This is a genomic window from Bacillus sp. FJAT-49711 (assembly GCF_018343715.1).
GTDB lineage: Bacteria > Bacillota > Bacilli > Bacillales > Bacillaceae_C > Lederbergia.
This window is the reverse complement of sequence record NZ_JAGYPL010000003.1, coordinates 336,117-350,147: the sequence shown is the minus strand read 5'-3', so window position 1 is coordinate 350,147 and position 14,031 is coordinate 336,117. Positions and strand designations below refer to the sequence as shown.

12 protein-coding genes are annotated in these 14,031 nt (G+C 38.9%); 2 read left to right on the top strand and 10 right to left on the bottom strand.

Annotation, left to right across the window (positions count from 1 at the left end; all coding sequences use genetic code 11):
• Positions 1–4 precede the first annotated feature (4 nt).
• The 4 genes from KHA96_RS15710 to KHA96_RS15695 all read right to left on the bottom strand — a co-directional run bounded on the left by KHA96_RS15710 (position 5) and on the right by KHA96_RS15695 (position 4,417).
• Positions 5–1,354: a spore germination protein gene (locus tag KHA96_RS15710; protein ID WP_213130259.1), complete on the bottom strand. Its 1,350-nt coding sequence runs from the start codon at positions 1,352–1,354 to the stop codon at positions 5–7.
• Between the two features lie 107 nt (positions 1,355–1,461).
• Positions 1,462–2,160: a Crp/Fnr family transcriptional regulator gene (locus tag KHA96_RS15705; RefSeq protein WP_249315646.1), complete on the bottom strand. Its 699-nt coding sequence runs from the start codon at positions 2,158–2,160 to the stop codon at positions 1,462–1,464.
• 113 nt (positions 2,161–2,273) lie between these two features.
• On the bottom strand, positions 2,274–4,196 hold the full coding sequence (locus tag KHA96_RS15700; RefSeq protein ID WP_213130258.1) for a heavy metal translocating P-type ATPase: 1,923 nt from the start codon (positions 4,194–4,196) through the stop codon (positions 2,274–2,276).
• Positions 4,197–4,207: 11 nt separating this feature from the next.
• On the bottom strand, positions 4,208–4,417 hold the full coding sequence (locus KHA96_RS15695; RefSeq protein WP_213130257.1) for a heavy-metal-associated domain-containing protein: 210 nt from the start codon (positions 4,415–4,417) through the stop codon (positions 4,208–4,210).
• Between the two features lie 259 nt (positions 4,418–4,676).
• On the opposite strand from KHA96_RS15695, the gene ltaS reads away from it, so the two are divergent.
• Positions 4,677–6,602 (top strand): lipoteichoic acid synthase, encoded by a 1,926-nt coding sequence (ltaS, locus tag KHA96_RS15690; protein WP_213130256.1) that lies wholly within the window; start codon positions 4,677–4,679, stop codon positions 6,600–6,602.
• Positions 6,603–7,120: 518 nt separating this feature from the next.
• Here ltaS and KHA96_RS15685 read toward each other — a convergent pair.
• The 5 genes from KHA96_RS15685 to pxpB all read right to left on the bottom strand — a co-directional run bounded on the left by KHA96_RS15685 (position 7,121) and on the right by pxpB (position 11,724).
• Positions 7,121–7,723 (bottom strand): alpha/beta hydrolase, encoded by a 603-nt coding sequence (locus KHA96_RS15685; protein WP_213130255.1) that lies wholly within the window; start codon positions 7,721–7,723, stop codon positions 7,121–7,123.
• 80 nt (positions 7,724–7,803) lie between these two features.
• Positions 7,804–9,210 (bottom strand): glycoside hydrolase family 18 protein, encoded by a 1,407-nt coding sequence (locus KHA96_RS15680; protein ID WP_213130254.1) that lies wholly within the window; start codon positions 9,208–9,210, stop codon positions 7,804–7,806.
• A 102-nt stretch (positions 9,211–9,312) separates the two neighbouring features.
• The gene (locus KHA96_RS15675; RefSeq protein ID WP_213130253.1) at positions 9,313–10,077 is read right to left on the bottom strand and encodes a LamB/YcsF family protein; all 765 of its coding nucleotides are present in this window, start codon (positions 10,075–10,077) and stop codon (positions 9,313–9,315) included.
• Position 10,078: 1 nt separating this feature from the next.
• Entirely contained in the window at positions 10,079–11,029 is a 951-nt protein-coding gene (locus KHA96_RS15670) for a 5-oxoprolinase subunit C family protein (protein ID WP_213130252.1), read from the bottom strand.
• The gene (gene pxpB / locus KHA96_RS15665; protein ID WP_213130251.1) at positions 11,026–11,724 is read right to left on the bottom strand and encodes a 5-oxoprolinase subunit PxpB; all 699 of its coding nucleotides are present in this window, start codon (positions 11,722–11,724) and stop codon (positions 11,026–11,028) included. The genes KHA96_RS15670 and pxpB overlap by 4 nt, the downstream gene beginning before the upstream one ends.
• A 96-nt stretch (positions 11,725–11,820) precedes the next feature.
• On the opposite strand from pxpB, the gene KHA96_RS15660 reads away from it, so the two are divergent.
• Complete coding sequence (locus KHA96_RS15660; RefSeq protein ID WP_213130250.1) at positions 11,821–12,726, top strand: dienelactone hydrolase family protein; 906 nt, start codon at positions 11,821–11,823, stop codon at positions 12,724–12,726.
• Positions 12,727–12,992: 266 nt separating this feature from the next.
• Here the strand turns inward: KHA96_RS15660 and KHA96_RS15655 are convergent, their stop codons facing one another.
• Positions 12,993–13,844 carry an undecaprenyl-diphosphate phosphatase gene (locus KHA96_RS15655; RefSeq protein WP_213130642.1) on the bottom strand — a complete coding sequence of 284 codons (852 nt, stop codon included), beginning with the start codon at positions 13,842–13,844 and terminating at the stop codon, positions 12,993–12,995.
• Between the last annotated feature and the right edge of the window lie 187 nt (positions 13,845–14,031).

Genomic DNA, 14,031 nt, shown 5'->3' with positions numbered 1-14,031 from the left:
TAACCTAAGTCTCTTCTTTTTTTCCTTGTATAAAGAGTTTAAAATAGGCTTCACCATAACTCGATTTATTTGCCATCCACATAATTAATCCAATCAAAGAGAGCGCTAGTCCTGTCATACCCGCTATTATTGTAAATAGTAAAATGACATAACGACTGACTCTAATGGCAAAACTCATTTCGTTAATAGGAATGACGAACATTGAAATTGCCACAGCCGAAGTAATAATAATCAATATATTGGATGCCAACGCTGCTTCGGTAACAGCTGTTCCCAGAATCAGCCCTCCTACTGTAGTTGCCGTTGCACTAACTGCTTTTGGAAGTCTAATACTAGCCTCTATTAAAAATTCCATCACAATAAGCATTAACAAAACTTCTATGTAAGAAGGATATGGGACCCCTACTCGACTTCCTGCTAAAGATAAAGCGAGTGAGGCACGAAAAATATCAGGATTGTAAGAAGTTATACCGACATATAATCCGGGTAAAGCAATACAACTGAAAAATCCGATATATCGAAGACATGAGGTGAATTTTGCCACCCAATATGGATGATATTCATCTTCCATCGAGGTCATGAAGTCAAAAAATACAGCTGGAGCAAGAATGGCGTTTGAATCGCCGTCCATCATAATAATGACTTTCCCACCTGAAATATTGTAGCTGATACGATCAGTTCGTTCAGTCAAAATAGTGGTCGGCAATAAGGCACGCTTTTTATTATTTAAGCATCGTGTTAAATCGGCACTCGCTAGAATCAAATCTTTATCGATTTCTTTCAATTTTGACCTAATTTGTTTCAAAGCTTCTTTTTTTACGGTGTCTTCATCGTAGAGAATCGCAACCGATTGATTGACTTTTTTTCCAACGGAATACATTTCAACCCTTAAAGATGGCTGATGATAACGTTGGCGAATCATATTAATATTCGTAATTAAATCTTCACTAAGAGCATATTGTGGCCCTTGAATAGTTGGCTCTACATTCGTCGGGAGCGGAACATCAATATAAACTTTTTTAAAATCAAATAAGAGAATTGTTTCTTTTATTCCGATCAAGACACTCCCCTTTGTTAATTCCACCAATAATTGATCCTTTGAACTAATTTCCTGTTGGTTAGGCAGGGACGTAAAGTAGGACTCTATATTGTTTAAGGAAGGCATTTCAAAAAAAGGCTTAATAACGGTACTATGAAGTCTATCTCCATCTACGACAGTTTTAATGTATAAAAGTTCGATTTGTTTATCGTCGATATGTAGTGGCTTGTGTGTAAAATCAAATGTTGGTTTTAATTTTTCAATAATCCAAGGAAAAGTGGAGGAGACATCCAAGTTTTTTGATTTAATAAGCATTGGGGGCCACCTTTTCGAAAAACGTGATATTCATTAGCATTCTCGATTAATGGTGAATATATGTAAAGCCTGTATTTAAAAACAAAGAAAACCGCCTGGCGGTTTTCCTATAAGTCCATTAATGCTAGCTTATCAATAATTTGAATTTTCTTAGGGGCAGTCTGTATGAGCCAACCGCGTTGTTGAAACTCCGCTAATTTTCGGCTTACCGTTTCTGGAGTTGTTCCAAGATAGGAGGCAATATCTTTTTTTGACATGGGGAGTGTGATTGTTTGCTTTTCTGTCTTACTAAGTAGTTCCAATAAATACATAGCAATTCTTTTTTCTGTATCTTCCGATGTTAAATTACTTACTAGAATTTCGGTGCGTTCTAGTCTGCGACTAAATTCTTCAAGAATTTTTAAAGATATAGCGGGGTACTTCATTAAAAAGGATTGTAATTCTGAACGCCTCATAATACATATCTCTGTTCTTTCCATTGTGACAGCAAAGTGATCAAAGGTAGATGCGGAGAAGAGAGCTAGCTCGCCCATGAAATCACCTGGCTCTAAAATTCGAAGCAGCTGTTCTTTCCCTGATTCAGATAACCGAAATATTTTTACACGGCCTTTGTGAACAATATACAGATGATCAGAGTGATCTCCTGGTCCATAAATTTCTTGGTTGCGCCCATAAGCTGCATGTCTTGTTGTTTTGACGATTTCTTTCATTTCTTCCGGTTTCAAATGATTAAAAATCGGCACTAGTGAGATGCAAAGCTGCTGCATCTCATTAGCGTTCGGATTAAGATGTCCGCACTCTCTCAATGGCCACACGTCCTCTCGTATTTGCTTTGCTGCTTTTCATTGTCCAGTTCCAGCACCTATCGACTAGTAAACTTCTTATCCTTTTCCTTACGATAAGTCAGCATCGATTCGTCCTAATGGGCTGATCGTGTTTCCTTTATCTCGGTCAAAGGCCCTGAAGTTTGTACGTCGGTGAACAAGGTACTTCCGCTTTTCTTCTTATTATAACTAACGAGTCGGATAGCGTTAAGGATAACGATTAAGACGCTTAATTCATGAATTAGCATTCCCGCTGCAAGGAACACTTTTTGGAGCAATACACCTATTAAAAGGAGCGACACAGTTCCTACGGCAAAAAACGTATTCTGCTTCATGTTTCGTACTGTTGCTTTTGATAGGGAATAAGCATGAACTAACTGATCTAACTTATCAGCCATCAATACGATATCTGCGGTTTCCATCGATACGTCTGTACCTGAAACCCCCATGGCGAGACCTATATCGGCGGTGGCAATCGCTGGAGCGTCGTTTATTCCGTCTCCAGCCATGGCAACTTGCAAGCCATGATTTTTCAATTCTTGAACTTTGGCTACTTTATCTTCCGGCAACATTTCGGCATACACTTCATCAATACCTAGGACAGCAGCAACGAGTTCAGCTGTGTGGCGGTTATCGCCTGTTAACATATAGATTTCTTTCATGCCAGCAGCTCGTAATTTTTTTATCGTTTGAGCAGCATCGTGGCGAATCGGATCCGCTATGGAAATAATTCCTTCCACTTTACCATTTATTGCAACAAAAATGGCCGTGTTTCCTTGCTTTTCTCGGTCTGTGGCATACGTATTCATTACATTAGGAAGCACTATACTGTTTTGTTCCATTAGTTTTCGATTACCAATATCAAGCTGTTTGCCATCTATAAATGCCTTTATTCCATGACCTTTAATGACTTTGACTTGCTCAGGTTCATTCGAAAGTGATAAGTTCCGTTCTTTAGCTTCCTTCACAATCGTTTGGCCAAGATGGTGTTCAGAAGCGATTTCCGCCTCAGCGACTATTTGAAGGAAATTATTTTCATCCATCGTAGAAGTTTTAATATCTGTGACGACTGGTTTTCCTTGTGTTAACGTCCCTGTTTTATCAAAAACAATTGCATTCACTTTCGCTAACTTTTCCATTATTTCTCCGCCTTTAATTAAAACGCCATTTTTTGCGCCATTGCCAATTCCCGCAACAATTGAAACAGGCGCGGAGATAACTAAAGCTCCAGGACATGCAATGACAAGAAATGTTAGCGTAAATTCAATGTTTCTTGTAAATATAAAGACGATGATGGAAAGAACGATGATAGCAGGAGTGTAGAAGTTCGCAAATTTTTCTAGAAATTTTTCCGTTTTTGTCTTCGTTTCTTGCGCTTCTTCAACGAGCTCGATCATTTTTGCAAAAGTTGTATCTTCGCCAATTTTTTCCGCCATCACTTCAATATATCCATTATCTATAATTGTTCCGCTATATACTTTATCATGAAGTTTTTTGTTTGCAGGCTGCGATTCTCCTGTAATCATAGCCTCGTTGATAAAAGCTGTGCCAGCAACAACTTTGCCGTCTACTGCCACTTTTTCACCGGATTGAACAAGTACTCGATCGCCTTTTTCGATTTCATCTACTTTGATACGGACCATTTCCCCATTTTTAATCACGCTGGCTTCAAGGGGAGCCATATCCATTAAGCTTTTAATGGACGATCTCGTTTTTTCTAGTGTCCTTGCTTCTAGGTAGGCTCCGAATAAAAAGAGGAAAGAGACGACGGCTGACTCTACATATTCTCCGATAAAAAGTGCTCCAATAATGGCAATAGAGACGAGAAGTTCAATGCTAAATGATTTCATGTACAAAGATTGTATTGCTTTCATTATGATTGGAATTCCGGCTATAATGGTTGATAGGATAAGAAGTATTTCTTTTATTAGACCGAATCCAGATAGATGAAAGACAAGTGCTGTTAAAAGAAGGGTTCCGGCGGCAACAGCGATATTTGTTTTAATATTCCTAGTCATCTTCTTCACCCCTATTTTAAAACAGGATAACCAAGCTTTAGAATCGTATCTTTTAATTGCTCAGCTGATACAAGGGTTTCATCATATTCGGTTTTTACTTTGCTGGAATGAAATAATACTTTTGCTTCATTTACCCCTTTTTGTTTTTTTAGAGCTGTTTCAATTTTTTTTATGCATGATGGGCAAGAAAGAGTCTCCAATTGAAATTTAATAGTGGTCATGTAAACCGCCTCCTAAATTGTTATTTGTTTGTTTCTGTCTTCATTATAAAATCATTTTTAAGACACTTCCTTGACGCGTATCAAGTTTGGCTAAAGTTTTACATATTTAACATTCCGTTGACATTCAGGTGAAAAAGTGCACGAAAACAGCATGTATTAGTAAAATAATTTTAAATCCAACCTTTTCCTCTGGATTTTTTCTGAAAAGGCAGTATAATATTTATGTTGTTTTGAAATTTAAGAGTAAGGAGTGTTTTAGTTGGAAAGACTTAAAAAATTCGGAGTAAGTCTTGGTGACAAAAACTTCCAATTCTTCCTAGTAGCCGTTTTCCTCTTTTGGATTAAAACGTATATAACGTATAGAATAGAATTTAATTTAGGAATCGATAATGAATTGCAGCAGTTTTTGCTATTCATTAATCCAATCAGTTCCGCGTTGTTTTTTCTTGGATTATCTTTTTTAAGTAAAAAGAAACGATGGGGAGCCATATTAGTTGGAATTGAATTTTTGATGTCCTTTTGGCTATATGCAAATGTCGTGTACTATCGGTTTTTTGATGATTTTATTACGTTGCCGGTCATTTCACAGCTAAAAGTGAATGGAGGCCAATCAGAAAGTGCACTATCATTAATGTCGCCATTAGATATATTTTATTTTTCTGATACCATCATTCTCGTACTATTGCTTGTTTTTAAAGTATTTTCTTTGAAAGCTCGCTCAAATAGGAAAGTTGCACTTGTACCACTTGTGGCGGCTGTTGCCATCTTTATGGTTAATTTATCATTAGCCGAAGCAGATCGGCCAGAACTACTTACAAGATCGTTTGACCGCAACTATCTCGTAAAATATTTAGGGATCAATAACTTCTCGATTTATGATGGAATCATTAGTACAAGATCCTCCATTCAAAGAACTTTTGCGAGCGGTGATGATCTAACAGAGATTGAGAATAATATAAAAGCTAATTTTGCTAAACCTGATGCTGACTATTTTGGAAAGGCAAAAGGGATGAATGTTATTTATATCTCACTAGAATCGCTGCAGTCATTTATTATCGATTACAAATTGAATGGACAGGAAGTTACGCCATTTTTAAACTCTCTCGCTCGTACTGGTGAAGCTTATTATTTTGATAACTTTTTTCACCAAACGGGACAAGGCAAGACATCTGACGCAGAGTTCATGATGGGAAATTCTTTATTTCCATTATCACAAGGATCTGTTTTTATCAATAAGGCGCAAAATACTTACCAATCCGCTCCGGCCATCTTGAAATCAAGAGGATACACATCCGCTACTTTTCACGGAAACTATAAAACATTCTGGAACCGGAATGAAATGTATAAAGCCTTTGGAATCGATCAATTTTTTGATGCAACATATTACAGCATGACTCCAGAAAATGTTAAAAACTATGGAATGAAGGATAAACCATTCTTAGAAGAATCCATGCCATTATTAGAATCATTGCCACAACCGTTTTATTCGAATTTCATCTTGCTCTCGAATCATTTCCCATTCAAAATGGATGAAGGAGATACGTACTTCCCGGCAGGTGATTTTGGCGATAAAGTAGTGAATCAATACTTTCAGTCCGCCAACTATATGGACCAAGCGTTAGAGCAATTTTTCAATGATCTTAAAGAATCCGGTTTGTATGACAATACAGTAATCGTGATGTATGGAGATCATTACGGTATTTCTGAAAATCACAATGATGCAATGGCACAAGTGATGGGTGAAGAGATTACGCCATTTGAAAATGCACAGTTGCAAAAAGTTCCACTCTTTATCCACATTCCTGGAAAAGAAGGAAAAGTTATTCATAAATATAGTGGTGAAGTAGATGTAATGCCTACAGTTCTTCATTTACTAGGAGTAAAAACAAATGACTATTTACAAATAGGGAATGACATTTTCTCTCCCGAATATAAGGAATTGGTTCCTTTCCGAAATGGAGACTTTGTTTCATCTGAAGTGACTCAAGTAAATGGAAATTGTTATTCAACGGATACAGGAGAAGAATTGGATGTTCAGGCTTGTGAATCATCCGATCAAATTACTAAAGAGAAATTGGAAATATCCGACCGAATTGTCACGAAAGATTTACTGCGATTTTATCAACCGGAAGGATTTGTTCCGGTGAATCCAGAAGACTATCAATATAATAATAATGAAAGATAAATAGAAAAGCTGAAGACGTCTTAATTGGTTGGAAGGCTAAGGGTGCAAAGTCCTATAGGCAGGCTCAGTCAGCGACATCCCGTCGCTTCAAACGTACTAGTACATCCTTGTACATCGCAACGCCTTCCTGTAGGACTCCAATAAGAAAAGTTCTGAGACAATAAAGTTCGCTTTTCGACTTTTATAGTCGCTGGTTTATGGCCTCAAGGAACTGACGCCTACAATTAGACACAAAAACCCCTCAATCATTCGTTACATAACGGATGATTGAGGGGTTTTTTATACTAATACTGATGTAGATTGTTCTAGCCTCCTAAATTTGGATAGAAAGAATGCTAGATACGGTGAATGTTCGCTCAACGATCGAATGTTGGACAGAATTGCGAAGAAAGAGGTGCATTTGTCCATCATAGGGTTGGTGATGGACAAAACTAGGAAAAAGCAGATCCTTTTGTCCATCAAAGATTCGTTGGTGGACAGAATTACAAAAATACAGCTCTCTTTGTCCAACAAAGGACTTATATAGACAAAAACCACTTCGCCGCTTTTCCTACTTCGCTTCTTGTTAGTTGGTGACCGTAGTGTTCCCAGTGAATTTGTACATGTGCTCCAGCACTTTGCAGTATTTCCATCAAGTCCTCTGATTCCTCAGGTGGACAAAGTGGATCATTTTTACCCGCACCTATAAAAACGGATGTACCGCTTAAGTCAGGAAGTTCGATGCCGCGCCTAGGTACCATTGGGTGAAAAAGAATAGCTGCTTTCAAACTATCCTGATAATGAAATAACAAGCTTCCCGCAATATTGGCACCATTGGAATATCCTATAGCCACTACATTATTTCGATCAAATTGATATTCCTTCGCACTTTCCTCTAAAAATCCTATTAATTCCTCAGTACGTAACACTAAATCTTCCTCATCAAAGACTCCTTCTGCCAATCTGCGGAAGAAACGCGGCATGCCATTTTCAAGTACATTGCCTCTTACTCCGAGTAAATTTGAGTTAGGGGAAATCATTTTTCCAATATTGATTAAATCGTGTTCTGTCCCGCCTGTTCCGTGAAGGAGAAGGAGGGTAGGGGCATTAGGATTCTGTCCCTGTTGAAAAATATGCTTCATTTTCAAACCTCCGATGTTTCAAATTCTAGTCTGATACTATTGTAACAATAATAAAAGTCCGAAACAAAATGTCTCGGACTTTACACTTTTCGGATGATAAAGTTATTCTCCAGCAATAGCCAATTTTGCGGGAATGGGTATCCAAGCACCCAATAGCTGATTCCACGCAGGCCGTAATCTTTTACTAAATCAAATTTGGCTTGAGCGCTGCGGGCGTCTTCGAACCATACCTCGTGCTGTCTGCCTCGTTCATCTGTATAACGATAAAACGGTGATTGTGTAATTCGATCGTATTGAATCGAAGCGTTATATTTGTCTGCGCGGCGGATGGCTTCTTGCATATCAAATGTTTCGGCTTCTTGCCCTTTTTCATGGGGAAGCAGCCAATCTCTTGCATATAACTGAAAGCCCATAAAAATTTTATCTCTTGGAATAACGGTGACTGCATAATCAATAACGCGTCTAATTTGATTAAGAGGGGAGATTGCCTGTGGCGGGCCAAATCGGTATCCCCATTCGTAAGTCATGAGGACAACGAAATCGACAATTCTTCCATGTGCGGCGTAATCATGAGCCTCGTACAACAAACCCTTTTGTTCGCCACTCGTTTTTGGCGCTAATGCTGTTGAAACAAAATATCCTAATGGATGAAATCGATTGACCGCCCGCTGTAAAAATTGATTATAAAATTCACGGTCTGTTTGGCGAACATTTTCAAAATCGATATTTAAGCCACGATAGCCTTTCGCATTCATAATATTGATTACATTAGTAAGAAGGCGTTCTTGAAGCTGAACATTTGATAGGATAGTGTGGGCAAGTGTAGTGCCTGGATCTTGGAAGGTGAAGTTAGTGATGCACATGATTGGCGCGACATTTTTTTTTCGCGCTTCTTGAATGGCCTGTTCGTCCTGAATGGATGAAAGCCCTCCGTCCGCTTGCATGATATAGCCGAAAGGAGACATATACGTTAAATGTTCTCCTACTTCACGAACCTCTCTTCCCCCAGTTTCCCCCATATTGATAATGTAAGCATTAACGTCTATCGTTGGTTTTGGAAAGGGTATTATTAAGCGCGTTCCTACTAAAACATTTGGCTGTGCGAGAAGATTTGCTCTCATGATTTCTCGGACAGTCGTTCCGAAGCGTTGCGCTAAATTACCCAACGTATCTCCAGCTTGGACAACATATGTTTTAGCGGGAATGATCAGCTCAATTCCTACATTAAGCATCGATGCATGTGTTAAATGATTCATTTGAATGATGGACTGAATCGGAACACCATATTTTTGTGCAATTTGCCAAAGTGTTTCCCCACTACGAACAACGTGTTGTATTGCGCCGATTGGGATGACAAGGGATTGACCTACCAGCAGCTTATTTGGATTGGGTAATTGATTGGCTGCAGCAATTTGCTGGGCAGTGCCTCCATACTGATTTCCAATACTCCATAATGTATCTCCTCTTTTCACTACATCAATAATCATCGAACCACCCCTAATCTGGTCATATGACTAATCTATGCTTGAAAAATGACTGAGAGACTAGAAAAAGGAGGTGGAGGATTGCAAATGACTTATTGTTTGCCACTATCGACCTAATATTGGTTTTATAGAAATGTTCTCTTTCCTAAAAATCTCCTTAATGGTTTGTACGAAGCTCAAAGCATTAGATCCATCTCCATGAATGCAAATCGTATCTGCCTTTACGGGAATATCGATTCCAACTGTCGAAGTGACTTTTTGTTCTTTCACCATTTTGATGGCTTGCGAAATGAACTCGTCTATATTTGAAGTAAGGGCATTCGGGTTAGATCTTGGGGTAAGAGTACCGTCACTCTGATATGTACGGTCGGCAAATACTTCGTTTGCCGTTGCAAGTCCTAGCTTTTCCCCAGCTTTAATTATTTCACTGCCTGCTAACCCGTACAAAATGAGTTGCGGATCAAAGTGATAGACGGCTTTAGCTATTTCGGAAGCAAGACTTTTATCAATAGCAGCCATATTATATAAGGCGCCATGTGGTTTAACGTGATGTAATGAACCACCTTGTGCCTTTACAAAAGCGCTTAAAGCTCCTATTTGGTAGAGCACCAATTCATAAACATCTTGCGGGGAGACAGCCATATTTCTGCGTCCAAAGCCCTGAAGATCAGGAAACCCAGGATGGGCTCCGATATTCACACCATTTTCAATCGCAAGTTTCACCGCTTTATTCATTGTCGAGGGATCGCCTGCATGGTAACCACATGCTATATTTGCAGATGAGATATAACGCATGATTTCCTCGTCATGTCCAAGCGAGTATTGCCCAAATCCTTCTCCCATATCGCAGTTCAAGTCCACCCTATACATTTTAATAATCCCTCCATTTTATTAAGCACGCCGTTTTAATAGCAGTGAATTCTTTATGTTGATCGAGCATTTGCTTTTGTGCCTCTATTAATGAAATTTCCTTAAAACGAATATATTCACCCGGACGGATTTGGCTTAATCTTGGAAGATCAACGTTTATTATTTGGCCAATTTTTGGGTACCCCCCTGTTGGTTGACCATCTGCCATTAGGATGATCGGCTCCCCGCTGGGAGGGACTTGAATCGAACCAAAAGTCGTTCCTTCTGTAGTGAGCTCAACTTTTTGATTTGTGCTTAGCTTTGGACCTGTTAGACGATAGCCCATTCGATCAGAGTGTAGACTAATGGCAAAAGCGGATTCTAAAAGGGCTTGTTTTGTTTCTTCAGTAAATAAATCGTATTGGGGGCCTTTTACATAACGAATCGGGACATGTCTATCGTGTATATAATTTTCCAACTTAAAAGATAATCCCCAAGAAAAATGGTTTGTTGAATATGAATGATTTAATTGAATTACATCTCCCGTTTGTAAGGGACCGCCAATATTTGCTCTTACATTCGTACTCTTGCTTCCGAGTATTTTAGGTAAAGAGAAGCCGCCTTTAACCGCCAAATATGTTCTAACGCCTGATTGGGCAGCGCCAAATGTAATGATATCACCTTTTTTAATGCTAATAGGCTTTCTTATTTCAATCATTTTACCAAATATTTTTGGTGCCATATTAGCTCCGAAAATGGAGATGATCGTGTTTTCGTTAAATTGAATGGTCGGTCCAACTAAAGTCATTTCCAAAACAGCTTCATTTTCGTCATTGCCGAGAAGAATATTTGCAAAGCGGGCTGCCATTCGGTCCATTGCACCGCCAACTGGCATGCCATAAGCTTGCCATCCGTTCCGACCAAGATCCTGAATCGTTGTAAAGGCACCACTTTTTATGAGTGTAATGGTCATTGTTTGCCCTCCAATAGATCAAAGTCCTCCTTGCTAATTTCGGTAAATCGGACTTTGTCGCCTGGTAATAGTAGAGAAGGAGGCATCGTGTTCGAATTAAAGAGTTCTAATGGTGTTCTACCGATTACTTGCCAGCCGCCGGGGCTTTCAAAAGGATAGACGCCTGTTTGCTGACCCGCAATTCCAACAGCACCCTTTGGAACTTTTAATCTTGGGTTAGTTCGGCGCGGCGCAGTAATTTTTTCACTCATACCTCCAAGAAAAGGAAAACCAGGGGCAAAGCCTAAAAAATATATATGATAGGTTGTCTCGCTATGAATGTTAATAATCTCATTTTTAGTCAGTCCACTGTAGGTGGCGACAAAGTCTAGATCCATTGCGTACGGTTCCTCATAGCAAACAGGAATAGTGACAATTTTATTGTTTGTATGTATAATCGCAGACAAATTTTTGGCACATTGTTCAAGTTCATTTTTTACAGTTTCATAGGGGAATTCTGTTCCTACAGAAACGGGGTCATAATAAACGGTTAACGTTGTATAGGCAGGAACGGATTCTATGAATCCCTGAAATGGCCGACTTTTTATTGATTGATATATGTCTATTATGTTTTTATTTGTTTTTAGGTTTATTTCTTTTCCAAAATCCATCATGATGGCACAATCGCCAAGTGGGGAGAAGGATATATTTCTCATTTTTGACACCTGCTTCAATTAATGAAGATTCATAATGAAAGTCCGTTATATGAATGGTACCATTGATGAAAAGGGAATAACAAGGAGATGATTCTGATGGTAGCAGAAAAAAAACGGGAAGAATTATTCAGTTTGCTAGGCGAATTACCTTCTAGATCCAATCCGATTTTATCGAAAAAACTAAAAGAAGAGCGCCTGCCTCATTACATATTAGAAGAATGGCAGCTTGATTTAAATGGAGAGGAAATCGTACCTGCTTATTTCGTGCGTCCAACAAAAGGGGAAGGTCCATTTTCGACTATAATATTTAATCATTCTCATGGCGGTTTTTATGAGCATGGGAAGGAAGAATTAATTAAAGGAAATGTATATTTACAAAATCCGGCTTATGCTGAGGAGTTAGTGAAGATGGGGTATGCCGTATTATGTATCGATGCTTGGGGCTTCGGTCAACGAAGAGGGAGGACCGAAGGCGAAATATTTAAGGAAATGCTTTGGAAAGGGGAAGTGATGTGGGGAAAAATGGTTTATGATAGTTTGCGTGCGGTCGATTATGTTATCTCCCGTCCTGATGTTGATGAAAATCGAATCGGAACATTGGGGATATCGATGGGAAGTACGATGTCATGGTGGCTCGCTGCACTTGATCCGCGAATAAAAGTATGTGTAGATTTATGTGGCTTATGTGATTTCCAGTCATTGATCGAAAGTCGCGGACTTGAAGGCCACGGAATCTATTATTACGTCCCCAAACTCCTTAAACATTTTACAACTTCAGAGATCAACTCCTTAATAGCGCCGCGCCCTCATTTAAGTCTTGCGGGAAACTATGATCGACTAACACCCCCTAAAGGGCTTGATATCATCGATGAAAATCTGAAAAAAGTTTATGAGGAACAAGGTGCACCGGAAGCCTGGAAACTACTTAGATATAATATTGGCCACTTTGAAACGGCAGATATGAGGTATGAGGTGAAGGAATTTTTGAATAAGTGGTTGTAGTTGGGTAATCGTGCCCTTTGGTGTGGAAAAATGAATTGGAGGGTCACGATTAGAGGTTAATCGTGACCTAAGACGCGAAAAAGTAAGTTGGAAGGTCACGATAATGAGTTAATCGTGCCCTTGGAAGTGGAAAAGTAAGTCGGAAGGTCACGATAAAAAATTCAATCATCCAAAGTGCCCGTGGCCATGACCATGCAAAAATCGTTTTTGCTGTCTGAGTGCGTCTAAAATAAAAAAATCGGACCATCTGTGGCCCGATTTTTCTCTTATATCACACTAAAATAAACAATCCCTAAAACAATAGCTAGTACAATCCGATAAATCGCAAATGGCAATAGTTTAATCCTGCTGATTAGGCTTAGGAAAAAGCGGATCGAAATCCAAGCGAATACAAATGCACTAACAAAACCGACTATAAAAAATGGAATGACATCGGCCGTCATAAAGTCGAGTTTTTTAATGAGTGAGACGGCACTTGCTCCAAACATAATCGGCACTGCCATGATGAAGGTAAAGTCGGCTGCTGCACGATGCCTTAGCCCCATTAGAACCCCGCCAGAAATAGTTGCACCCGAACGAGAGAAGCCCGGCCATAATGCAATACACTGAAATAAGCCAATTAAAAATGCTTGCTTATATGTAATTTCATCTAATGAAGCTCCTTCATAATGGTTCGTTTGCTTTGATTTCCAGTCAGCTAAAATCATAAGGAAAGCACCGACTATAAGTGCAAGTAATACAGTCTCAATTCTAAACAAATACGTATCGATGAAATCTTCAAAAGCAAAACCGAGTACAATTGCTGGTAAAAGGCCAACTATGACATGTGTTAGTTTTAAACGTGATTCAGTCGGTGATTTTTTCATAGCACCGCCAATATTTACCCCAACCAAACTCCAAAGACGGGACCAAAAAACTATGACAACTGCCATTATAGAACCGAGTTGAATTACAACTTTAAAGGTATTGGCCACTTCGGGGGATCCAAGTATATCTGCTGATTTCAATAGCATATCGTCAACAATGATCATATGGCCGGTTGAAGAAACAGGAGCAAATTCAGTTAAACCTTCTACTAAACCAAGTATTAATGCCACAATAATATCCCAAACTGTCATCATTCAAACCTCACTTTCATTACATTTCATAAGTTTACAGTTTTTTAGATAAAAAGAAAAGGTCATTCTTGTTTATATGTCCAGCTCCAGCGCCTATCGACTGGAAACTTTTTGACCTCATTCTATATTAATTCTTCTTATGAACTTAACGTGCTTTTATCTCGTAGCGCGCCTGAAAATTATGCGT

What these genes read in the sequence shown, in the direction of transcription:
- KHA96_RS15680 (WP_213130254.1), bottom strand. Translation starts at nt 9,210, where the DNA reads ATGATTATTGATGTAGTGAAAAGAGGAGATACATTATGGAGTATTGGA.
- KHA96_RS15695 (WP_213130257.1), bottom strand. Translation starts at nt 4,417, where the DNA reads ATGACCACTATTAAATTTCAATTGGAGACTCTTTCTTGCCCATCATGC.
- KHA96_RS15675 (WP_213130253.1), bottom strand. Translation starts at nt 10,077, where the DNA reads ATGTATAGGGTGGACTTGAACTGCGATATGGGAGAAGGATTTGGGCAA.
- KHA96_RS15670 (WP_213130252.1), bottom strand. Translation starts at nt 11,029, where the DNA reads ATGACCATTACACTCATAAAAAGTGGTGCCTTTACAACGATTCAGGAT.
- KHA96_RS15660 (WP_213130250.1), top strand. Translation starts at nt 11,821, where the DNA reads ATGGTAGCAGAAAAAAAACGGGAAGAATTATTCAGTTTGCTAGGCGAA.
- KHA96_RS15655 (WP_213130642.1), bottom strand. Translation starts at nt 13,844, where the DNA reads ATGACAGTTTGGGATATTATTGTGGCATTAATACTTGGTTTAGTAGAA.
- KHA96_RS15685 (WP_213130255.1), bottom strand. Translation starts at nt 7,723, where the DNA reads ATGAAGCATATTTTTCAACAGGGACAGAATCCTAATGCCCCTACCCTC.
- KHA96_RS15700 (WP_213130258.1), bottom strand. Translation starts at nt 4,196, where the DNA reads ATGACTAGGAATATTAAAACAAATATCGCTGTTGCCGCCGGAACCCTT.
- KHA96_RS15710 (WP_213130259.1), bottom strand. Translation starts at nt 1,354, where the DNA reads ATGCTTATTAAATCAAAAAACTTGGATGTCTCCTCCACTTTTCCTTGG.
- pxpB (WP_213130251.1), bottom strand. Translation starts at nt 11,724, where the DNA reads ATGAGAAATATATCCTTCTCCCCACTTGGCGATTGTGCCATCATGATG.